Annotated in this window: 18 protein-coding genes; 8 read left to right on the top strand and 10 right to left on the bottom strand. The window is 39.2% G+C overall.

Annotated features, from left to right (window positions below; all coding sequences use genetic code 11):
• Nucleotides 1-2: 2 nt before the first annotated feature.
• Complete coding sequence (locus tag F959_RS02430) at nt 3-1208, bottom strand: acetyl-CoA C-acetyltransferase (protein ID WP_004877220.1); 1206 nt, start codon at nt 1206-1208, stop codon at nt 3-5.
• Nucleotides 1209-1494: 286 nt separating this feature from the next.
• Nucleotides 1495-2115, bottom strand: coding sequence for a hypothetical protein (locus F959_RS02425; RefSeq protein ID WP_004877218.1), 621 nt, complete (start codon nt 2113-2115; stop codon nt 1495-1497).
• Between the two features lie 249 nt (nt 2116-2364).
• On the opposite strand from F959_RS02425, the gene F959_RS02420 reads away from it, so the two are divergent.
• A complete protein-coding gene (locus F959_RS02420; RefSeq protein WP_017196700.1) occupies nt 2365-2796 on the top strand; it encodes an NUDIX hydrolase in 432 nt (143 codons plus the stop codon).
• Between the two features lie 77 nt (nt 2797-2873).
• Here F959_RS02420 and F959_RS02415 read toward each other — a convergent pair whose 3' ends face one another.
• The gene (locus tag F959_RS02415) at nt 2874-3887 is read right to left on the bottom strand and encodes an AraC family transcriptional regulator (RefSeq protein WP_004877216.1); all 1014 of its coding nucleotides are present in this window, start codon (nt 3885-3887) and stop codon (nt 2874-2876) included.
• Between the two features lie 213 nt (nt 3888-4100).
• Here F959_RS02415 and F959_RS02410 point away from each other — a divergent pair, with 213 nt between their 5' ends.
• The 6 genes from F959_RS02410 to F959_RS02380 all read left to right on the top strand — a co-directional run bounded on the left by F959_RS02410 (nt 4101) and on the right by F959_RS02380 (nt 12794).
• Nucleotides 4101-5219 carry a CaiB/BaiF CoA transferase family protein gene (locus F959_RS02410; RefSeq protein ID WP_004877214.1) on the top strand — a complete coding sequence of 373 codons (1119 nt, stop codon included), beginning with the start codon at nt 4101-4103 and terminating at the stop codon, nt 5217-5219.
• A 144-nt stretch (nt 5220-5363) separates the two neighbouring features.
• Nucleotides 5364-6584, top strand: coding sequence for a carbohydrate porin (locus F959_RS02405; protein WP_171056570.1), 1221 nt, complete (start codon nt 5364-5366; stop codon nt 6582-6584).
• A 137-nt stretch (nt 6585-6721) separates the two neighbouring features.
• Entirely contained in the window at nt 6722-9118 is a 2397-nt protein-coding gene (locus F959_RS02400; protein ID WP_004877210.1) for a glucose/quinate/shikimate family membrane-bound PQQ-dependent dehydrogenase, read from the top strand.
• Nucleotides 9119-9340: 222 nt separating this feature from the next.
• Complete coding sequence (locus F959_RS02390) at nt 9341-10984, top strand: nitrite/sulfite reductase (protein ID WP_004877208.1); 1644 nt, start codon at nt 9341-9343, stop codon at nt 10982-10984.
• Nucleotides 10977-11462, top strand: a complete 486-nt coding sequence (locus F959_RS02385; protein ID WP_004877206.1) for a DUF934 domain-containing protein — start codon at nt 10977-10979, stop codon at nt 11460-11462. The genes F959_RS02390 and F959_RS02385 overlap by 8 nt, the downstream gene beginning before the upstream one ends.
• Before the next feature lie 105 nt (nt 11463-11567).
• The gene (locus tag F959_RS02380; RefSeq protein ID WP_004877204.1) at nt 11568-12794 is read left to right on the top strand and encodes a hypothetical protein; all 1227 of its coding nucleotides are present in this window, start codon (nt 11568-11570) and stop codon (nt 12792-12794) included.
• A gap of 62 nt (nt 12795-12856) precedes the next feature.
• Here F959_RS02380 and F959_RS02375 read toward each other — a convergent pair whose 3' ends face one another.
• The 3 genes from F959_RS02375 to F959_RS02365 form a co-directional block, all read right to left on the bottom strand.
• Complete coding sequence (locus tag F959_RS02375; RefSeq protein ID WP_004877203.1) at nt 12857-13297, bottom strand: VOC family protein; 441 nt, start codon at nt 13295-13297, stop codon at nt 12857-12859.
• A 132-nt stretch (nt 13298-13429) separates the two neighbouring features.
• Nucleotides 13430-14605: a thiolase family protein gene (locus F959_RS02370; protein WP_004877202.1), complete on the bottom strand. Its 1176-nt coding sequence runs from the start codon at nt 14603-14605 to the stop codon at nt 13430-13432.
• A 101-nt stretch (nt 14606-14706) separates the two neighbouring features.
• Entirely contained in the window at nt 14707-15219 is a 513-nt protein-coding gene (locus F959_RS02365; protein ID WP_004877201.1) for a GspH/FimT family protein, read from the bottom strand.
• A 387-nt stretch (nt 15220-15606) separates the two neighbouring features.
• Between F959_RS02365 and omp38 the strand changes: the two genes are divergently transcribed.
• Nucleotides 15607-16656, top strand: coding sequence for an outer membrane protein Omp38 (gene omp38 / locus F959_RS02360; RefSeq protein ID WP_004877200.1), 1050 nt, complete (start codon nt 15607-15609; stop codon nt 16654-16656).
• A 140-nt stretch (nt 16657-16796) separates the two neighbouring features.
• On the opposite strand, the gene F959_RS16675 is transcribed toward omp38, so the two are convergent.
• The 4 genes from F959_RS16675 to F959_RS02345 all read right to left on the bottom strand — a co-directional run bounded on the left by F959_RS16675 (nt 16797) and on the right by F959_RS02345 (nt 20990).
• Nucleotides 16797-16955, bottom strand: coding sequence for a hypothetical protein (locus F959_RS16675; protein WP_004877198.1), 159 nt, complete (start codon nt 16953-16955; stop codon nt 16797-16799).
• A gap of 4 nt (nt 16956-16959) precedes the next feature.
• Nucleotides 16960-18165 carry an RtcB family protein gene (locus F959_RS02355; RefSeq protein WP_004877197.1) on the bottom strand — a complete coding sequence of 402 codons (1206 nt, stop codon included), beginning with the start codon at nt 18163-18165 and terminating at the stop codon, nt 16960-16962.
• 274 nt (nt 18166-18439) lie between these two features.
• Nucleotides 18440-19897, bottom strand: coding sequence for an amino acid permease (locus F959_RS02350; protein WP_004877196.1), 1458 nt, complete (start codon nt 19895-19897; stop codon nt 18440-18442).
• Nucleotides 19898-19973: 76 nt separating this feature from the next.
• Nucleotides 19974-20990 (bottom strand): methyltransferase, encoded by a 1017-nt coding sequence (locus F959_RS02345; protein WP_004877195.1) that lies wholly within the window; start codon nt 20988-20990, stop codon nt 19974-19976.
• Nucleotides 20991-21018 lie beyond the last annotated feature (28 nt).

The raw sequence follows: 21018 nt of genomic DNA, 5'->3' as shown, positions 1-21018 counted from the left end.
CCTTACACCAACTCGATAATGGTAGCGATGCCCATACCACCACCGACACATAATGTTGCTAGACCGCGTTTTTTACCTTGACGTTCTAACTCATCAAGTAAAGTTCCTAAAATCATGGCACCAGTTGCACCTAATGGATGACCCATTGCAATCGCGCCACCATTCACATTGACTTTTTCGGCAGGGACTTTAAGTTCATTGATGAAACGCATGACTACAGCAGCAAATGCTTCATTTACTTCAAAAAGATCAATATCATCAATTGTTAAACCAGCTTTAGCCAATGCCTTGCGTGCAGCAGGAGCAGGGCCTGTCAGCATGATGGTTGGGTCTGTACCGACCAATGCTGTAGCGAGTACTTTGGCGCGTGGTTTTAGGCCTTGTTCTTTGACCGCTTTTTCAGAAGCAAGTAGTACAACCGCCGCACCATCCACGATACCTGACGAGTTACCCGCATGATGCACATGATTGATTTTTTGAGCTTCAGGGTACTTCTGTAATGCAACTGCATCAAAGCCCATTTGTCCCATCATTTCAAAGCTCGCATTTAGCTTTGCTAAGCCTTCAACAGTGGTATTGCCTTTAATAAATTCATCTTTTTCTAAAATCATGACACCTGAGTGATCTTTTACAGGCACAACTGATTTATCGAAATAACCATTTGCTTGAGCAGCAGCGGCTTTTTGTTGTGAGCCGACAGCAAATGCATCGACATCTGCACGGCTATAGCCATCCAACGTTGCAATAAGATCTGCGCCAACGCCTTGTGGAACAAATGAAGATTTTAAATTGGTTTCAGGGTCAAGTGCCCAAGGACCGCCATCTGAACCCATTGGAATACGTGACATTGACTCTACGCCACCAGCAACGACAACGTCTTCCCAACCTGAACGTACTTTTTGTGCTGCCAAGTTCACCGCTTCTAAGCCAGATGCGCAGAATCGATTGATTTGTACCCCTGCAACATCATCATTCCAACCCGCGGCAATTGCTGCAGTTTTTGCAATATCACCACCTTGGTCTGCAACAGGTGTTACACAGCCTAATACGATGTCATCAACTTTCGATGTGTCGAGTTGATGGCGTTGTTGTAATTCATTCAGTAATGAAGTCAGTAAAGTAATTGGTTTTACTTCATGAAGTGAGCCGTCTTTTTTTCCTTTTCCGCGTGGCGTGCGAATGGCATCAATAATGTAGGCCTCGCTCATAGGTTTTCCTTGTATCACCTTAAAATTGTTGTTTATCGAGTGTACTCAATTTAAGTGCTAGTGCAATGATGATAAACGTTGGCAAGTTTGATGTTTTTCGCCAATTGTTCAGATTGTTCTTTAGCTGCAAGATGAAAGAAATAAAAAGCTCGAATCAACTACTCTGATTTTAGTGAAGATGTTTTATCTCATTAGAAATCAATCTAATAAAATGATATTAATTGGGGATTTTAGAGTCTTAGTTGATGATCTTAATTAATCAGCTAAGACTCTAAATTTAATTGTATTAGCTTTCAGCTTTATAGTCTTTTAACGGAATGCACCATTGGTTCGGATCATCTTGCCAACCAAGACCGAGTGAACCGATTTCGAGTACATTGGTGTAGAGATCGCCGCCACTATTTTTATTTTTCTCAAATGTGGCATTTACGGTGTAGTCACCACGATCAGCGAACATATAAACATCTGCTCCGAATACAAGACACGCATTAGAAAAAGTTCTTCCTGTATGTTGGATATCATCACCTAATACGACAGTACGACCATCGAATACCATGTTGACGTTGTCTTTTTTATAACGGTCCAGAGGTTTGTCCCAGTCGATACCTTGGACACGATATTGATCAACCACTTTGCCATCTTCACTATAAACATGTATGGCGTATCTTTCATCTTGAGTTGCATATACATAGTGGAACATATCACCATAATCTGCTGTGGATACAGGTTTTCCAAATCGCTTGGTGACACTATTAATGGTATCTTTGACGCGAAGTTGTTGACCTGAAATGTTGATTACAGGAGGAATGACTGATTGCTTTGCTTTCTCAGCAGATATCGTTTTTGCTTGTGATGAATATGTACATACTGCTAATAATAAGGCAGTCAACACCATAGAATATTTCATACGATTTCCCCATAAATATTTAAAATTAAAGCTAAATTGGATTTTTTGGAGCTAGTTTTGATTTTAGATATATTAGATTGCTTAGAATGAATCTACAAATAAGATATCGGAAAGTCTTTAGGGAAATTAAGATTTTAGATTAAATAAAAAGAGATGATTGTGTCTATAGCTTATCGAATTTAAGATTTTTTATTATAAAGCATTGTAATAATTGCTATTTTATAATTTATGTTTAGCGAAGACGAAATAATGAATCAGATCAAAACCAAGGCACTTTGTATTTTCCGTTATAAGGAGAAGGTCTTACTTTCAAAAGGATATGATCCTAGTAAAAATGAAAATTATTTAAGACCGATTGGGGGCGGGATTGAATATGGTGAATTGTCTGAACGGGCTGTATGCCGTGAAGTAATGGAGGAAATTGATAAGCAAATTATTTATCCAAAGCTCTTAGGCGTGTTAGAAAACTTATTCACTTTTGATGGTCAGCAAGGGCATGAAGTTGTTTTTATTTATTGCGCTGATTTTGTTGATGAGTCGATGTATTTAACTCATCAAATAACGGGACATGAAACGAACGGATCAACTTATTTGGCGCAGTGGTTTACAAAAGAAGATATAGAAAATAATCATTATGCTGTGTATCCCACAGGTGTTGATCAGTGGTTGTTTACAACATAAAAATTAAACTTATTAATGCTATTTATTACAAGAAGCAGTGTTCAACTCTTAAAAGTTGAACACTTGTATAGAACACATTAATTATGGTGTCCGTGCAACTGACGATACAAACCAGGAGTTACACCTGTCCATTTTTTAAATGCACGGTGGAAAGTACTGGTTTCACTAAATCCAACCTGTTGAGCAACATCTTCAAGCGTAAGATTCGGTGTAAGTAATAAGTGAATTGCTGCGTCACGACGCAAGGCATCTTTGACACCTTGATAGCTTTTACCTTCTGCTGCTAAGCGACGACGTAAAGTCTGTGGTGAAAGATAAAGCATGGATGCAACATCATTAAGTGTTGGCATTTCTTCGCCAATTTGACTTTTCAATACATCACGAATACGCGATGTTAATGAATTGGTATTTTTGAATTTCACTAACAATTGCGCTGGTGCAGCTTTGAGAAACTCTTCTAAAGTGTTTTCATCTTGTCGAATTGGTAAGTCGAGATAATCTGCAGCAAAGGTAATTTCTGTACGTGGTGCATCAAATTGCATTACTGGCGCAAAGAACAGTGCATCATATTCATCGGCGTGGTTTGGGCGTTCATAGCCAAAATGAACGCGTTCTAAAGGTAATCGACGCTCAATTAACCATGAAGCAAGACCATGCCAAATCATCAGCATACTTTCAGTAATGAAATGATCTGGATCGAGTGCTTTTGGAATATGAGGAACCAAACGAGCTTCATGCTTATCGCGCTCTAAACTGACAGACCATTCGTCTCCAAACAATTTGTAGAATTGAGATGAAAGCTCAAGTGCTTGTCCAAGTGTCTTGGAATGAATAATCAACTGACACATGATTGCGAACGTACCTAGACGACGCGGTTGGACATCAAAGCCAACGTGCTCATCTTGAGTGACCATCCATAACATTTTTACAAAGCGAGTGTATTGCTCAGGGGAGATTCGAGCTTTAGGTTGGCGCAGTAATTCTGCTTCTATACCGACATGTGAAAGTAATGTTTCAACGTCCATGCCTAGGCGCTTAACACCTGTTAAAGCCGCATTCACGAAGTGGATGCTGATCGTATCACGGCTCATATTGAATCCTTCAGTTTCTTTACTGTTCACGATAATTGACCTAAATAACCGTCTAAAATATCAAATTGGGCAATTGACAAGAAAAATAATTGCTCATTCTGTACATGTTAAATTGCCGAAACTATCAAGGTAAATGGCTGAACATGACATTGTTTTTGTGTTTATCCAAACCTAGTATAAAAGAAAATTTGAACAAATTGAGTAAAAATTATTATGCCATCTGCTTTAAAGGGATTGAAAGTCCTAGATTTTTCAACTTTATTACCTGGTCCATTTGCGAGTATGTATCTAGCAGACATGGGTGCAGAAGTTATCCATATTGAGTCACCGACTCGCCCTGACTTAGTAAGGATTATGCCACCCTATGCGAATGGTCAGGCCACTGCACATAGTTATTTAAACAGAAATAAACAGTCGATTGCATTAGATCTTAAAGATGCAGCCAATATTGAGTTGCTGAAAAATAAAATCTCTGAATTTGATATTGTGGTTGAGCAATTCCGACCAGATGTGATGCGCCGTTTAGGTTTGGATTATGAAACTTTAGCTGAGATTAATCCGAGATTAATTTATTGCTCGATTACGGGTTATGGTCAAACAGGGGCATACAAAGATCGAGCAGGGCATGACATTAATTATCTTGCGCTTGCTGGTGTCTCAGGGCATAGCGGTCGTCAGGATAGTGGACCACCCCCATTAGGGATTCAAATTGCAGATGTTGCAGGAGGTTCTTTACATGCCGTGATTGGGATTTTGGCAGCAGTTGTAGAGCGTCAACGTAGTGGTATGGGGCAATACATTGATATTTCGATGACAGATTGTGTGGCGAGCTTAAATAGCATGGCTGCTTCAGCAAGTCTTGCTGGGCAGACACCTCAGGCTCCAGAACAAGGTATGCTGAATGGTGCGAGTTTCTATGATTATTATGAAACCAAAGACAGTCGCTATTTTTCAGTAGGCAGTTTAGAGCCGCAATTTATGGCGGGTTTAGCAGCAGCATTAGACTTACCGATTCTGCTGGCAAAAGGTGCATCCTTTGATCCTGAAGATCGTCAAGCCGTTAAGCAGGCATTGCAGGAGAAATTTAAGACCCAAGATTTTGCAGCATGGCAACAGCTATTCCAAAATCTCGACATTTGTGTTGAGCCTGTACTCAGCCTTGACGAGGCCTTAGTATCGCCAATTGCTGATCAACGTGGCTGGGTGGTCGATGTTCCATTGTCTGAAAATGCAGAGCAAACTGAACCGCAGCTTGCATGTCCAATCAAGTTTTCTCGTTCGAAAATGAACTATGCATTTATAGGGCAAGGCTTGGGCGAAGGTAAATGGTAGAAAATATGTGCATTCAATCACTGATTGTTAACATATTGTACAGATCATTAACATTTTGAATAAATTGTAATTTCAAAATCGGAGTAACCTTTTATATACAAAAACATAAAAGGTTACGTAAACATGACAATCTCTAAACCATTGATTGTTTCTTGTTTATCCGTTCTATCATTGAGTCTTTTCGCACAACAAACTCAAGCAGCCGAAGCTTTTGACCCAAATGGTCAATGGCTGTTTGGGGATTGGAACGGTCAACGCACTGCGTTGCAAGAACAGGGTTATAACTTTTCTGCGGATTACACGGGTGAGTTTGCAGGGGTTTTAGATTCTAAACAGCATTCAAGTCATGGTAGTGAATATACTGGACAATTGGCTTTAGGTACACATCTTGATCTAAACAAAATTTTAGGTTGGCAAGATACAGAAGCTCAGATCACGATTACCTATCGTGATGGCCAGTCGCTTTCTCAAAAAGCAGATGGTCTGCAAGGACATCTGAGTTCAGTGCAAGAAGTTTGGGGACGTGGTCAAACTTGGCGCCTTACTGATCTCTGGATCAAAAAGAAATTTTTAGATCAAGCCTTAGATATTAAAGTTGGTCGTTTTGGTGAAGGTGAAGACTTTAATAGTTTTGACTGTGATTTCCAAAACTTAGCTTTATGTGGTTCTCAAGTCGGGAACTGGGTTGGTGATCAATGGTATAACTGGCCTGTCAGTCAGTGGGCATTACGTGTTAAGTACAACCTCCAACCTGATCTTTATGCACAAATCGGGGCTTATGAATACAACCCTGAAAATTTACAGCGTGGTAAAGGTTTTAATCTGAGTACTGATGGTTCTCGTGGGGCAATTATTCCTGCTGAAGTTGTATGGACTCCAAAACTAGGCGCGCTTTCTCTCCCAGGTGAATATCGTTTTGGCTATTACTACAGTACGGCTGATGCAACTGAAATCGAAAATCCAAGTAAGACAGGACACAAACAAGGTGGCTGGTTCTCAGCCAAGCAACAGTTAACTCAACATAATGGTCAATCTGATCGTGGTTTAACTGGTTTTGTAAATGTCACAGTACATGATTCAAAAACCAATGCTGTTAAAGACATGCAAAATGTTGGTTTGGTCTACAAAGGCTTACTTGATCAACGCCCGCAAGATGAACTTGCTCTAGGTGTGGCTCGTATTCATGCCAATGATAAAAACAACAATCTTTTGGATGAAGAATATAACACTGAGTTGTATTACGGCGTCCATGCAACCAACTGGCTGACGATTCGTCCAAATATTCAATATATCCATCATGTTGGTGCATTGAAAAATGGCGATAAAACGTGGGTTGGTGGGATTAAGTTTCAAACTATTTTCTAACTAAAAGTTGAGAAACTTTGCACATTTAGTCAATGCATAAGATTACATCTGCAAAGTTTCCTTGATGAATTGAATTCGACCATTGAAAGGTTTTGTCCTTTTCATGGATCTAAAATCAAAAGATGCAAGGTGATCTTATGAATCAATCTGCTTCAAAATCTGGGCTTAGAACATTGACGGTCATTATTATTGGCCTGATTGCATTGTTCTTGCTCATTGGCGGTGTCTGGCTCGCGACAATTGGCGGGTCTTATTATTATGTAATTGCTGGTGTGTTGCTACTGATTGTAGCAGTACAACTTTATAAGCGCGCATCTGGCCCATTATGGGTCTATGCCGCGTTAATGTTAGGTAGTGTGATTTGGGGTGTTTGGGAAGTTGGAACGGACTTCTGGGCACTTGCTCCACGCCTTGATGTTTTAGGTGTTTTGGGCTTGTGGTTATTAGTACCTGCTGTAACGCGTGGTATTGATAGGCTAGGCTCAAGTAAAGTTGCACTATCATCTACGTTAGCAATTGCGATCGTTGTGATGGTGTATTCAATCTTTAATGATCCACAAGAAATTAATGGTGTAATCGAAACACCTCAACCTGAACAAGCAAAAGCAGTCGATGGCGTTGCGCCTGAAGATTGGCCTGCTTATGGTCGTAGCCAAGGTGGAGAGCGTTATTCTCCATTGACTCAAATTAATGACAAAAATGTCAAAGACTTGAAAGTGGCTTGGACATTCCGTACAGGTGATTTCCGAACTGAAAATGATTCAGGCGAAACAACCAATCAAGTGACACCGATCAAAATCGGCAACAATATGTATATGTGTACCCCACACCAACATTTGATTGCACTTGATCCTGCGACAGGTAAAGAAAAATGGCGTTTTGATCCAAAACTTAAAACGGATAAAACCTTCCAGCATTTAACTTGTCGTGGCGTGATGTACTACGATGCAGCGAATACCACTGAATTTGCTACCAGTTTACAAGCGAAAAAGTCTAGCTCTGCTGAATGTCCACGCAAAGTATTCGTTCCTGTAAATGATGGTCGTTTAGTTGCGGTCAATGCTGATACAGGTAAAGCATGTTCTGACTTTGGGCAAAATGGTGAAGTGAATTTACAAGAATTCATGCCATACGCTTATCCGGGTGGCTATAACCCAACTTCGCCGGGCGTTGTATCAGGTACTACAGTGGTCATAGCAGGTTCGGTTACTGATAACCATTCGAATAAAGAGCCATCGGGTGTGATTCGTGGTTATGACGTGAACACAGGTAAATTGCTATGGGTATTCGATACTGGTGCAGCTGATCCAAATGCAATGCCGGGTCAAGACACGACTTTTGTACATAACTCACCAAATGCATGGGCGCCACTTGCCTATGATTCAAAACTAGATATCGTTTATGTTCCAACAGGTGTCGGTACGCCTGATATTTGGGGTGGAGATCGTACTGAGTTAAAAGAACGTTATGCCAACTCAATGCTAGCGATCAATGCAACGACTGGTAAGCTTGTTTGGCATTTCCAAACCACACATCATGATTTGTGGGATATGGATGTACCATCACAACCTTCATTAGCAGATGTCCAAGATAAATCAGGTCAAACTGTTCCAGCGATTTATGTCTTAACCAAAACGGGTAATGCTTTTGTATTAGACCGTCGTAATGGCCAGCCAATTGTTCCGATTACTGAGAAGCCAGTTCCACAAACTGTAAAATGGGGTCCGCAGACTAAAGGTGAGTTCTATTCAAAAACTCAACCATTCTCTGATTTTAACTTAGCGCCTAAAGATAAATTGACAGATAAAGACATGTGGGGTGCCACAATGTTTGATCAGTTGATGTGTCGTGTGAAGTTTAAACGTCTCAACTATGATGGCATTTATACGCCGCCTTCTGAAAATGGCACTCTCGTATTCCCTGGCAACTTAGGTGTGTTCGAGTGGGGCGGTATGTCTGTGAATGCTGATCGTCAGGTCGCAGTTATGAATCCGATTGGCTTACCTTTCGTGAGTCGTTTGATTCCTGCTGATCCAAACCGTGAGCCAGTTGCACGTGGTGCAGGTACTGAACAGGGCATGCAACCAATGTATGGTACACCTTATGGTGTTGATATTAGTCCATTCCTTTCACCATTCGGCTTACCATGTAAACAACCTGGATGGGGCTTTGTTGCTGGTGTGGACTTAAAAACGCATGAAGTGGTCTGGAAAAAACGTATTGGTACGATTCGTGACAGCTTACCGCAATTGTTCCAATTACCACCTGTAAAAATTGGTGTGCCAGGTCTTGGTGGATCGATTTCAACTGCGGGTAATGTGATGTTCGTGGGTGCAACCCAAGATAACTACATTCGTGCATTTAATGTTTCAAATGGCGATAAGTTATGGGAAGCACGTTTACCTGCAGGTGGACAAGCAACACCAATGACTTATGAAGCCAATGGTAAACAATATGTCGTGATCATGGCAGGTGGGCATGGCTCATTCGGTACTAAGATGGGTGACTATCTCGTCGCTTATGCTTTACCTTAAATCCCTCCCAACCTCCCTTTATGAAAGGGAGGTGTTCCCCCTCTTTTATAAAGAGGGGTTAGGGGAGATTAAAAGTCCAGATTTGTCTGGGCTTTTTCTTTTTATCGCCTTTAATAAGCTTATCAATAAAACCGTTATTAAATATGCAAAAAAAGCATTTTATTGATGAATAAAAGCTCGCTATGCTAGCCCTCTTTATAATGAATTTACTAGCCATACGCCATGTATTTATATACTGACTTCGATCAGCAGCTGATCAACCAACGTGTTGCTCAGTTTCGCGATCAAACAGAACGCTATTTAGCAGGAAAATTGACCGAAGACGAATATCGTCCATTACGTTTGCAAAATGGTTTATACGTGCAACGTTACGCGCCGATGCTTCGTATCGCTGTGCCGTATGGCTTAATGAATACAAAACAACTCAGAAAAATTGCTGAGATTGCGACTGAATATGATCGCGGTTATGCGCACGTTTCAACACGCCAAAATATTCAGTTGAACTGGCCAGCATTAGAAAATGTACCTGATATTCTTGCTGAATTGGCAACGGTTCAAATGCACGCTGTACAGACGTCTGGTAACTGTATCCGTAATACAACCACTGACCAGTTTGCAGGTGTGGTTGCAGGTGAAATTGCTGATCCACGTCCAACATGTGAGCTGATTCGTCAGTGGAGTACATTCCACCCTGAATTTGCCTTCTTACCACGTAAGTTCAAAATCGCGGTTTCTGCTTTAGAAGAAAAAGATCGTGCCGCGACAGCATTCCATGATATTGGTGTTTATATTGTGCGTAATGATGCAGGTGAAATCGGTTATAAAATCATGGCTGGTGGTGGATTGGGTCGTACCCCAATTATTGGTAGTGTAATTCGTGAATTTTTACCACGCGAAGATTTAATTGCTTATTTAGAAGCAACTTTACGTGTCTATAATTTACATGGTCGCCGTGACAATAAATACAAAGCGCGTATCAAGATTTTAGTCAAAGCACTTACTCCTGAAGTATTTGCTCAAAAAGTTGAAGCTGAATTTGAACACACACGTGAAGCATTGAAAATTCAACCAGAAATCTTGAAAAAATTAGATGAAGAATTTACGCCATTTGATTATCAAGATTTAGAAGATCAAGATTTCACGACTTTGTTTGCTGAACATCCTAAATTCAAACAATGGTTTAATGTGAATACCAATGCACATAAAGTTAAAGGTTATCGTATTGTGACGATTTCTTTGAAACGTGCAGGTGTTGCGCCAGGGGATATGACTACTGAGGAAATGAATTTAATTGCTGACTTAGCAGATAAATACACCTTTGGTGAGTTCCGTACTACGCATGAACAAAATATTTCATTAGTGGATGTTCCACAAAAAGATTTATTTGAATTGTGGCAAACGCTTGAACATCACAATATGGCGCGTGCGCATATTGGTTTTATTACCGATATTATTTGCTGTCCGGGCGGTGATTTCTGTTCATTGGCAAATGCGAAATCAATTCCAATTTCAGAAGCGATTAGTCGTCGTTTTGATGATTTAGACACGATCTATAATCTTGGCGAGCTCGACCTGAATATTTCAGGCTGTATGAATGCTTGTGGTCATCACCATGTAGGGAATATTGGTATTCTTGGTGTTGATAAAAAAGGTGCAGAATTCTATCAAATTACCTTAGGTGGACATGCGGATCATGATGCGTCTTTAGGTGATATTTTAGGCCCATCTTTTGCTGCTGATGCCGTGCCAGATGTAATCGAAGAAATTTTAAATACTTACCTTGATTTGCGTACTGAAGGTGAGCGTTTTATTGATACCTATCGCCGTGTTGGCATTCAGCCATTTAAGGAGCGTGCTTATGCTTAATACAACGCTACAAGTGCTTTTTAAAGATGGCACAATTGCAGATAATACCTATCAAGTGATTGCTGAAGATGGTGTTGTTCCAGCAGGTGATGTGGTTTTAACAACAGCACAGCTTGATCAATTACCAAACGTGCAAGGTAAAAAAGCGCTCTATATTACAGTCAATGATTCACCTGAGACCCATCAGTTTCAATTAGATGCATTCGATGCAATTTTTATCGAATTTGCTGGTTTTAATGATGGTCGAGGATATTCATTTGCAGCATTGTTACGTCGTCAAGGCTACCAAGGCGAGTTGCGTGCAGTCGGTGATATCTTTAAGGACGTTCTAAATTATTTAAAACGCTCTGGCTTTGATACTTTTGTGGTGAAAGAGGGTAAGAATATTCAAGAGGCTGCTGCTGGGCTTCAGGACTTTACCAATCCTTATCAAGCTTCTACCGCTGTACCGCAAGCAAGTTATCAGACCGGGGCCTGATCTTTTATTCATTGTTTTAAAAAAGCCAAACTCAAGTTTGGCTTTTTTAATGTAAGTTAATAGTTTATATTATATAGAGGTTTTTTTATTTCATGAGCTTTATATATGAATTATTTATCTCCTGATAAATTAATTACTGAAACTATAGGTGAAGAATTAGAACACCTTTCAGAAAATCAATTGATTGATTTAATTACTAAATATAAAAATGGAAATAATGTAGAAAATCTATTAAAAGAGTTTAATATTAATGTTAGATCTACAATGCTGGTTCGATCTTTTCCTTTAGTTAGGGTTGGTAAATGTCCAAATTGTCCAGCTGATTTAGGATGCTCGATTGCTAATAAAACATCGAAAGAGCTTTTGAATCAGAGAAAAGAAGAGTGCTGGAATTGTGGACATAAATCTTATATATCTAATTGTCAGTGTTCAACTTGCTTGTTTGATAAGGAGCAAGAAAGGATTCAAGCAGAAACGAATATGCAAGCTGAACTAAAAAGAAAAAAAGAAGCCATAAATAGAGAGTTTTGTATAGAAAATTATAATAAGGTTGATGAGCATAGTTTAACTTTAAAAGAGAAAATCAGCATTTGTACAATTTTAAGATGCTGTTTATCTGAAGATGGTAAATACATAAAACCAATTAAGACAAGTATTGAGCCTGTTACTTCACATCAAGATTTAACTACACAGATGATTAAACATTTAATAGCAAGAGAAATTCTTATTCCATCTGTCGAATCTGATATAAATGCTTTTGTATTTGATGAAACTAATATACTAAGTAGCTATTATACTTATGAAGTTAAGTATATACTGAATATTCAGCCTACAGATAAATTTAGCTTACTTATAGAACGCTTATTATATTTAGCAATAGATATCGATCAGGGGGTTGAAGTATTGTTAAGTATATGGAAAGATCTAGCCTTTTATGAAGTTTTAAGTTATTTTTTATATCAAATGAATGATGTGGGTTATCAGCCTAATATTGGTGAAGTAACTAAATCAACTTTTATTAAATTGCTTGAAAATTTTTCAGTTGGACAAGTATTTAATATAGTCTTAAGGGCTGTTTCAAATAGTACAAGAGCTTATCAGTCAGGTGAATATACAAAAAAGCATGCTATGAATATGGTAGTTGCTTCTTGTCGTAATCAAGGGGAAAAAGCGATTGCTGAAAATTGGGATTTGAAAGCTTACAATAGAATTAAACAGTTACCTGAAAGTGAACTGTCAAAGTTATTATTTACAGCTATTCTTAAAAAACCTTATATGGCTTTTAATATGGCTCCAACTTTTGATAATTTATTAAATTTAAATGCTAAATAGTTTTTATTAAAACGAAATAAAAAAAGCTGAACTCTAGGTCAGCTTTTTCGATTTTCTCAAGCTTATTCATCTAATTGACAATTCACCATCCATTTGATGCCAAATTGATCTGTAAATGCACCGTATAGCGCCCCCCAAAATGTTTTTTCTAATTGCATTTCAATATGTCCGCCCACAGATAATTGATTGAATAGGCGGCGTGCTTCCATTTCATCATCTTCAATATTAATTGAAATATAGTGATTATTTCCTTGAATAAAGCTGCTATTTGGAGCACAGAATTGATCAGTTACGTCAGAGCCCATTAGTACGGTATATTCATTAATGGGTAAAGATACATGTAAAATTAAACTTTTATCGGCTTCTGATAAAGTGACACCTTCTGTTGGCGGCATATCTGCGTAACGAGTGAGCATCGCAAATTCACCACCAAAAACGGATTGATAAAAAATAAAAGCTTGTTCTGTTTGACCTTTAAAGTTTAGATAGTGATTAAGTTGCATTTTAAAGCTCCTTGTTGTTTTTTTATACAGTGCATAACGTAGCTCTATTTGAGCAATAGGTGAATTATTTTTTGTAATTATTAAGCACAAAAAATCCTGCACGGGGCAGGATTTTTCATAAAGCAATAAATCTTAGATCAATTCAATTGCAACAGCAGTCGCTTCACCACCGCCGATACAAAGCGCAGCAACACCTTTCTTACCACCTGTACGTTTAAGTGCATGGATCAGTGTTAAAATAATGCGTGAACCCGTTGATCCGACAGGGTGACCTAATGCACAAGCCCCGCCATTGATATTCACTTTTTCAGCATCTAATTTGAAATCATCGATCGGGCACATTGTAACCATTGCAAATGCTTCATTGATTTCCCATAGATCAACCTCTTGGGCATCCCAACCTGCTTTCTTCAATACTTTCTCAATCGCACCAACAGGAGCAATTGTGAATTCAGAAGGGTGTTGAGAGTTAGAAGCCGTAGCGATGATTTTTGCTAAAGGTTGTAAGCCACGTGCAGAAGCAACATCTGCTGAAGTAAGTACAAGTGCAGAAGCACCATCAGAAATGGAGCTTGCATTTGCAGCGGTAATTGTACCGTCTTTTGCGAAAGCAGGCTTTAATGATGGAATTTTATCAATTTTTGCATTTAAAGGTTGTTCGTCCTGATCAACAACAACATCACCTTTACGTGTCGATAGTGTGACTGGAACGATTTCATCTTTAAAGTAGCCTTCAGTAATTGCTTTTTGAGCACGTTGCAAAGAGCGAATAGCAAAATCATCCATTTGCTCACGTGTATAGCTACGTTTATTTGCCATATCTTGTGCAAATGAACCCATCAAACGACCTGTTTCTGCATCTTCAAGGCCATCCAAGAACATATGATCTTTAATTTCACCATGACCCATGCGATAGCCAGCACGCGCTTTAGGCAAAACGTAAGGAGCATTAGTCATTGATTCCATGCCGCCTGCAACAACAATTTCAGCACTACCTGCTTTGATCATGTCTGACGCTTGCATAACAGCTTTCATACCTGAACCACAAAGCTTGTTAATTGTTACAGCACCTGTTGAATCTGGTAAGCCAGCTTTACGCATTGCTTGACGTGCTGGACCTTGCTTTAAACCTGCTGGTAACACACAACCCATGATCACTTCTTCAACGTCAGTTGGTTGTAGGCCAGCACGTGCAATTGCTTCTTTAATTGTGATCGCCCCAAGTTCAGGTGCTGTTGCACTTGATAAAGCGCCTTGGAAGCCGCCCATTGCAGTACGAGCACCATTAACAATTACGATATCAGTCATTATGTGTCTCCAGATTTATAATTTGTAGAGAATGTTCAAAACCTATGCAGTATAGTCAAAAATACGAGTTTTGGTTTTTTTCTGGTTGGACTGTAGAGTTTTTAGCAGGTCGTTACCATTTCACTGCGGATCTGTCCCATATTGCTTAAAATAACTTTTAAATGATTATTTGAGTTATTCATACAATAGAAAAAGCTACCATTTGAACCTCTTGGTAAACCCGTATCTCCTTGAAAGGTGACTGAGTTAACCCTTAGTGTTCCTCTCCAGTCTAATGTTCCATATTTTGATGGTATTGTGTTGGCATATAAAATTTGTTCTGAACGTTCTCGTGTCCGATTTCGGTTCTCATCAAAAAATCCAATAAAACCTCGACTCCAATCATTACTGCATGTTATGAGATCTGTACTTGCACACAAAGTCATATTTTTATGATGAATTTGAGCATCAGATTTAGCTTTTTGTATGTAAATTGTGAGAATTTTCTTGATCTGATTTACTTCATTTGAGATGAGCATATTGTTAAAGTAGGGTATTCCAATTGCTGCGATTATAGAAATAATGGCAATAGTGATGATGGCTTCACTCATTGTGAAACCTAAATTTTTAAACATAATATGACCTATATGTATTTCTGTAATTTTTTTATTAACAAAGTGTTAAGTAATTACTGTATTTATTAAATTAAGTTTAGTATTAGAAAAACTAACGATTACTTCATGTAAAAAATGCTGCTAAACTTGAAGTGAGCGAACAATAAGCTATTCAAATTTTCATTGCGAATCAAAATTTACTGAACTACAACGGAAATTGTAAGAAATTTTGTCAATAATTTACGAGGTTAAAGTTATCAAGCACTTGGAAAATTCATCAAGTGTTTGTATGATTCAAAGTGAAGTGAATAGCTTAAAAATAATACTGTGAACACTTCTGTGTTTATGGGGCCAAAAATCATAGGCTAAGCTTGAACAACAAACAATTGTTATCTCTGGAGGATATCCATGAAATTGAGTCGTATTGCACTTGCTATGCTTGTTGCTGCTCCTTTAGCTGCTGCTAATGCGGGTGTTACAGTAACACCATTAATGCTTGGTTACACATTTCAAGATTCTAAGCACAATAACAGTACCGAAAATTTAACACACGGTCCTGAGATTCAAGACGATTTATTCGTTGGTGCTGCTCTTGGTGTTGAATTAACGCCGTGGTTAGGTTTCGAAGCGGAATATAACCAAGTTAAAGGTGATGTTGACAGTGCTGTTCCAAACTCTGAATACAAGCAACAACAGATCAATGGTAACTTCTATGTTACTTCTGATTTAATCACTAAAAACTATGACAGCAAAATCAAGCCATATGTATTGTTAGGTGCTGGTCACTACAAATATACATTTGATAATGCTACTGATGCTCAATTAGGTCGTGCTGGTCGTGGCTTGAAAGAAGAAGGTACTTTAGGTAATGCTGGTTTTGGTGCTTTCTGGCGCTTAAATGATGCTTTATCTCTTCGTACTGAAGCTCGTGGTACTTATAACATCGATGAAGACTTCTGGAACTACACAGCTCTTGCTGGTTTAAACGTAGTTCTTGGTGGTCATTTGAAGCCTGCTGCTCCAGTAGTAGAAGTTGCTCCAGTTGAACCAACTCCAGTTGCTCCACAACCACAAGAGTTAACTGAAGACCTTAACATGGAACTTCGTGTATTCTTTGATACTAACAAGTCAGACATCAAACCACAGTACAAGTCTGAAATTGCTAAAGTAGCTGAGAAATTATCTGAGTACCCGAATGCGACTGCTCGTATCGAAGGTCATACAGATAACACTGGTCCACGTAAGTTAAACGAACGTTTATCATTAGCTCGTGCTAACTCTGTTAAATCAGCTCTTGTAAACGAATACAACGTTGATGCTTCTCGTTTGTCTACTCAAGGTTTCGCTTGGGATCAACCGATTGCTGACAACAAAACTAAAGAAGGTCGTGCTATGAACCGTCGCGTATTCGCTGCGATCACTGGTAGCCGTACTGTTCTTGTACAACCTGGTCAATAAGCTCAATAATTTGAGTTTTAAATGACATAAAAAAGCGACTCAATTGAGTCGCTTTTTTTATTGCTATATTGTTGGTTTGACAAGATATATTCATTTGCTTTCTCCTTAATTTAATTGATGTATTTAAGGTAATATTTTAATTACCAAATACCTTTGTTGAGTTGTTGTTTTGCCTGTTGTCGATCTCTACGATGCTGTGCTCGTGGTTTTTCACTTTCATGTATTCCACCTTTTTTTAACAAAGGGGATACTGCAACAGGGTTGCGAGCTTTGATTTTTGGCATCTCTTTAAGTTTCATATCATTAACCTTTAATGCATAAAATTTGTTTAAGGGTGTGCAAGATTTCGACTAAATCTGATTGGTTTGCCATGACTTGATCAATATCTTTATATGCACTTGGGATTTCATCAATAACACCACTATCTTTACGGCATTCAATGCCTTGAGTCTGATGAATCAAATCATCTTGGCTAAAGAGTAATTTGGCTTTACTACGACTCATTTTTCTTCCTGCACCATGTGAACATGAGCAAAAAGACTCTGGATTTGCTTTGCCCTTCACAATATAAGAGCGAGCTCCCATGGAACCAGGAATAATTCCTAACTCATCTCTCCCTGCACGAATTGCTCCTTTTCGTGTGATCAGCAAGTCTTCACCAAAATGATGTTCACGACTGACATAATTATGATGGCAGTTAATTGCTTCTTTGGTCATTTGAAATGGCGGCAGGAGTGGTCGAATCGCTTCTAAAATGAGGCGCATCATTTCACGTCGATTTTCAAAAGCATATTCTTGCGCCCATTCCACTGCCTCAACATAATCATCAAAGCTATTTGAACCTTCAGCAAAGTAGCTCAGATCTTTGTCTGGAACATGTCCAAACCGATGCTGCGCTTCTTTCTTTGCAAGTTCGATAAAATAAGTCCCAATCACATTCCCTAAACCACGACTACCAGAATGCAGCATGATCCAGACATCTTGGTTTTCATCCAGACAGAGTTCGATAAAGTGATTACCGCCTCCTAAAGTACCCAGTTGTTTTTGCCATGTAGCATCAAATTTTCTGAGCATTCTAACAAGTCCAGGATGCTTTTTAATGATTGGTTGCAATCGCTTTTCCAGTGGAATAACACTTGAGGCTTTTGCCTTGATTTGTTTGTGCAACTCAAAGCCTACAGGCACTTTGCGCTCAATTGCATACCTTAAAGGCGCTAAATTATCTGGAAGTTGCGAGGCTTTTAAATTCAGCCGAATTGCGTTCATCCCACAGCCAATATCTACACCCACAGCGGCAGGGATAATCGCATGCTTGGTCGGAATGACACTACCAACAGTCGCACCTTTGCCGACATGTACATCTGGCATTACTGCGATATGTGAATGTACAAACTGTAGCTGCGCCATTTTTTTGAGTTGTTCAATGCTTTCTTGATCAATGTCATTGGTGAATATTTTTACTGGTACACCATATTGTGCATTCGCATTGAGTATTTTTTGTATGCCCATTTTCTTATCTCGGTCATTTTAATTCTTCCGTCCGAATAGGCATAAAAAAACCTAGCGAATGCTAGGCTTAAGTAGGCATTCGGACAAGTGATCCTAAGATTTGTCACTTGTCCGTGAGATGACAGTGCCAAATCTAAAGTGTGTTTTCCTGTAGTAATAGCATCGTGTCATCCTCCTGTTTTCTTAAATACTTATACAATGTATAAGTCTGCCGTTGAAATATGAGCGTGAATTTTACGCATATTTCAAATTAGGTCAAGTTTTTACCTGATTTTTATTCGCCTTCTTTAACATTCATGTCTTTGTAGGCAATCAGTTTGGTTTTATGTTTCCATTTATACCCTAGCCATATCACCAAGAATAATGGAATGCTGATATAGGTTGAAAGTAAGCCTATCCAATCCACTTTTCCACCTAGAACAGCTTCATAATTTTGACCTAAGATAATGATAGAACACAGAATAAATGCGAACCATGGTGCAAAAGGAAAGAACTTTGCGCGATAGGCGAGGTCATCAAGTTTGTGACCCTGAGCAAGATAACCTTTACGGAAACGGTAGTGTGAAATCGCAATACCAAGCCAAACGATAAATCCACACATACCTGACATGTTCAGCAACCAGTTAAATACTTGTTGCTCACCAATAAAAGTGGTTAAAAAGCAGAGTGCAGCGACAGCCGTTGTTGCGTAAAGTGCATTCATTGGTACACCACGACGATCAAGCTGTGAGAACCATTTTGGTGCTCGGCCTTCTTTTGCCATGTCAAATAACATACGTGTTGATGAGTACATGCCTGAATTACCCGCGGATAAGATTGCACTTAGAATCACGGCATTCATTAGGCCAGCAGCAAATGCAAATCCAGCTTTCTCATAAAGTAATGTGAAAGGTGAAAGTGCGATATTTTCACTTTCTGCAGCATGTAACAACAGTGGGTTGTCATAGCTAATCAAGGTGCCAATGATGAAGATACACAGGATGTAGAATAATAAAATACGCCAGAAAATTTGTTTAATCGCAAGCGGAATCGTTTTCTTCGGATCTTTTGATTCACCTGCTGCAACCCCAACCATTTCTGTACCTTGGAATGAGAATCCAGCAATCATGGCAACACCGATCATGGCCTGTAAACCACCAACAAATGGTGCATCACCTTTAGTCCAATTCGTAAATACAGAAGCATCTGGTGTTAACATGATTTTTGCGATCATGGCGATCCCGATAATAATGAAGACAATAATCGCGATTACTTTAATCATCGAGAACCAGAATTCACTTTCACCAAAACCTTTAACTGTCATCGCATTGATGCCGAAAATTACAGCGAGGAACAGCGCACTCCAATAAAAGCCAGAAATTTCTGGAAACCAGAATTTCATGATGAATTGAACCGCAACTAATTCAAATGCAACGGTAATTGCCCAGTTGTACCAGTAATTCCATCCTAAGGCGAAGCCAAAGCCTTCTTCAACATACCGGCTACCATAGGTAAAGAATGCACCAGAACTTGGGTTATGTGTTGCAAGTTCACCCAAGCTAGTCATCAAGAAATAAATCATGATACCAATTAGTGCATAGGCGAGTAATGCACCGCCAGGACCTGCAGTCGCAATAGTTGAACCTGATGCAAGGAATAAACCTGTACCGATCGATCCACCAATCGCAATCATATTGAGGTGGCGAGCCCCGAGCTTGCGCTGAAGGTGTTGGGGAGCAGATGTATCGCTCATAAAAATTCCTTAAACTTTATAAGGGTCTATTGACACTTCTCATAGGTTGTAGGGTAGACGAACATGTCAATTGACCCTATTTAGCACTCGCGAAGAGTACCTTAAATCCTTGTTGATCGGTTTTTATCATACATTGACCAAAACTTTGCTCAATGAGAGGCGGGTAGTTTAAAAAACGGTTCGCCACGATCCATAACTCACCTGAGCTTTTCAGGTGGGATTTTGCAAGCTGACAGAGTTCTTCACTTGCATCGTAATTGGTATGAATCCCTTGATGAAATGGTGGATTGCTCACAATCGCATCCAATTCTTTAGGTGCATCTTTTAAACCTGTGACAGCTTGTAGATGTAACTGAGCTAAATCCAAGCCATTTCGTTGGAAGGTCATCTCAGTTGACCGTAATGCAAATGCATCAACATCAAGTGCAAAAATATGTTGCTCTGGATTTAATTTGGCTAAAAAGCTGCTGATAACACCAGCGCCGCAACCAAAGTCGGCAATCTTACCTGATTTTACTTGTGATAGGTAAGGAAGTAATACGGCTGTTCCGACATCTAAATGCGCTTGACTAAATACACCAGGTAGTGCACAGATTTCTAGCTGGTCTTGGTTTACTTGAACTGTATATGCTTTTAACCATTGTTCAAGTGGCTTAAGTTGCTCAGCTTTTTCTATTTTTAATTGCCATAATTGACAGTGACGTGCGCTATCTAACTTTAGTGTTTTCCCATAGGGTTGCAGTTGTTTTGCTGCGCGTTCCACCCCCCCTTTTTTCTCACCGACAAGAAAAATATTTTGACCAATGGTTAAATGGCTCACCACAACATGCAAAATATAGCTGAGGAGTTCTTTTGATTTTGGAACGAAAATAACGACTTGATCAAAGTTAGATTGAGGGAATTCCACTGAAAAGCTTGAATCAATTCCTGAGCTTAAAAAGCTTTGGTGATCAGCATAATTCCAAGTCCAAACAGATGCTTGTACTTGAGTTGGTAAATTTTTGGCGAGTTGATCATTTGGGGCATTGATCAGTAAAACTTGCCCGTTTAAATAATCTTGTTGTCTCAAGACAACTTCACTACGTGGATCCATTATTGATCTCTCATCAAAAACAAAGCCC

This window comes from Acinetobacter venetianus RAG-1 = CIP 110063 (assembly GCF_000368585.1).
GTDB classification, from domain to species: domain Bacteria; phylum Pseudomonadota; class Gammaproteobacteria; order Pseudomonadales; family Moraxellaceae; genus Acinetobacter; species Acinetobacter venetianus.
This window is presented reverse-complemented; position numbering and strand designations above follow the sequence as displayed.

What these genes read in the sequence shown, in the direction of transcription:
- F959_RS02430 (WP_004877220.1), bottom strand. Translation starts at nt 1,208, where the DNA reads ATGAGCGAGGCCTACATTATTGATGCCATTCGCACGCCACGCGGAAAA.
- F959_RS02425 (WP_004877218.1), bottom strand. Translation starts at nt 2,115, where the DNA reads ATGAAATATTCTATGGTGTTGACTGCCTTATTATTAGCAGTATGTACA.
- F959_RS02420 (WP_017196700.1), top strand. Translation starts at nt 2,365, where the DNA reads ATGAATCAGATCAAAACCAAGGCACTTTGTATTTTCCGTTATAAGGAG.
- F959_RS02415 (WP_004877216.1), bottom strand. Translation starts at nt 3,887, where the DNA reads ATGAGCCGTGATACGATCAGCATCCACTTCGTGAATGCGGCTTTAACA.
- F959_RS02410 (WP_004877214.1), top strand. Translation starts at nt 4,101, where the DNA reads ATGCCATCTGCTTTAAAGGGATTGAAAGTCCTAGATTTTTCAACTTTA.
- F959_RS02400 (WP_004877210.1), top strand. Translation starts at nt 6,722, where the DNA reads ATGAATCAATCTGCTTCAAAATCTGGGCTTAGAACATTGACGGTCATT.
- F959_RS02390 (WP_004877208.1), top strand. Translation starts at nt 9,341, where the DNA reads ATGTATTTATATACTGACTTCGATCAGCAGCTGATCAACCAACGTGTT.
- F959_RS02385 (WP_004877206.1), top strand. Translation starts at nt 10,977, where the DNA reads ATGCTTAATACAACGCTACAAGTGCTTTTTAAAGATGGCACAATTGCA.
- F959_RS02380 (WP_004877204.1), top strand. Translation starts at nt 11,568, where the DNA reads ATGAATTATTTATCTCCTGATAAATTAATTACTGAAACTATAGGTGAA.
- F959_RS02375 (WP_004877203.1), bottom strand. Translation starts at nt 13,297, where the DNA reads ATGCAACTTAATCACTATCTAAACTTTAAAGGTCAAACAGAACAAGCT.
- F959_RS02370 (WP_004877202.1), bottom strand. Translation starts at nt 14,605, where the DNA reads ATGACTGATATCGTAATTGTTAATGGTGCTCGTACTGCAATGGGCGGC.
- F959_RS02365 (WP_004877201.1), bottom strand. Translation starts at nt 15,219, where the DNA reads ATGTTTAAAAATTTAGGTTTCACAATGAGTGAAGCCATCATCACTATT.
- omp38 (WP_004877200.1), top strand. Translation starts at nt 15,607, where the DNA reads ATGAAATTGAGTCGTATTGCACTTGCTATGCTTGTTGCTGCTCCTTTA.
- F959_RS16675 (WP_004877198.1), bottom strand. Translation starts at nt 16,955, where the DNA reads ATGAAACTTAAAGAGATGCCAAAAATCAAAGCTCGCAACCCTGTTGCA.
- F959_RS02355 (WP_004877197.1), bottom strand. Translation starts at nt 18,165, where the DNA reads ATGGGCATACAAAAAATACTCAATGCGAATGCACAATATGGTGTACCA.
- F959_RS02350 (WP_004877196.1), bottom strand. Translation starts at nt 19,897, where the DNA reads ATGAGCGATACATCTGCTCCCCAACACCTTCAGCGCAAGCTCGGGGCT.
- F959_RS02345 (WP_004877195.1), bottom strand. Translation starts at nt 20,990, where the DNA reads ATGGATCCACGTAGTGAAGTTGTCTTGAGACAACAAGATTATTTAAAC.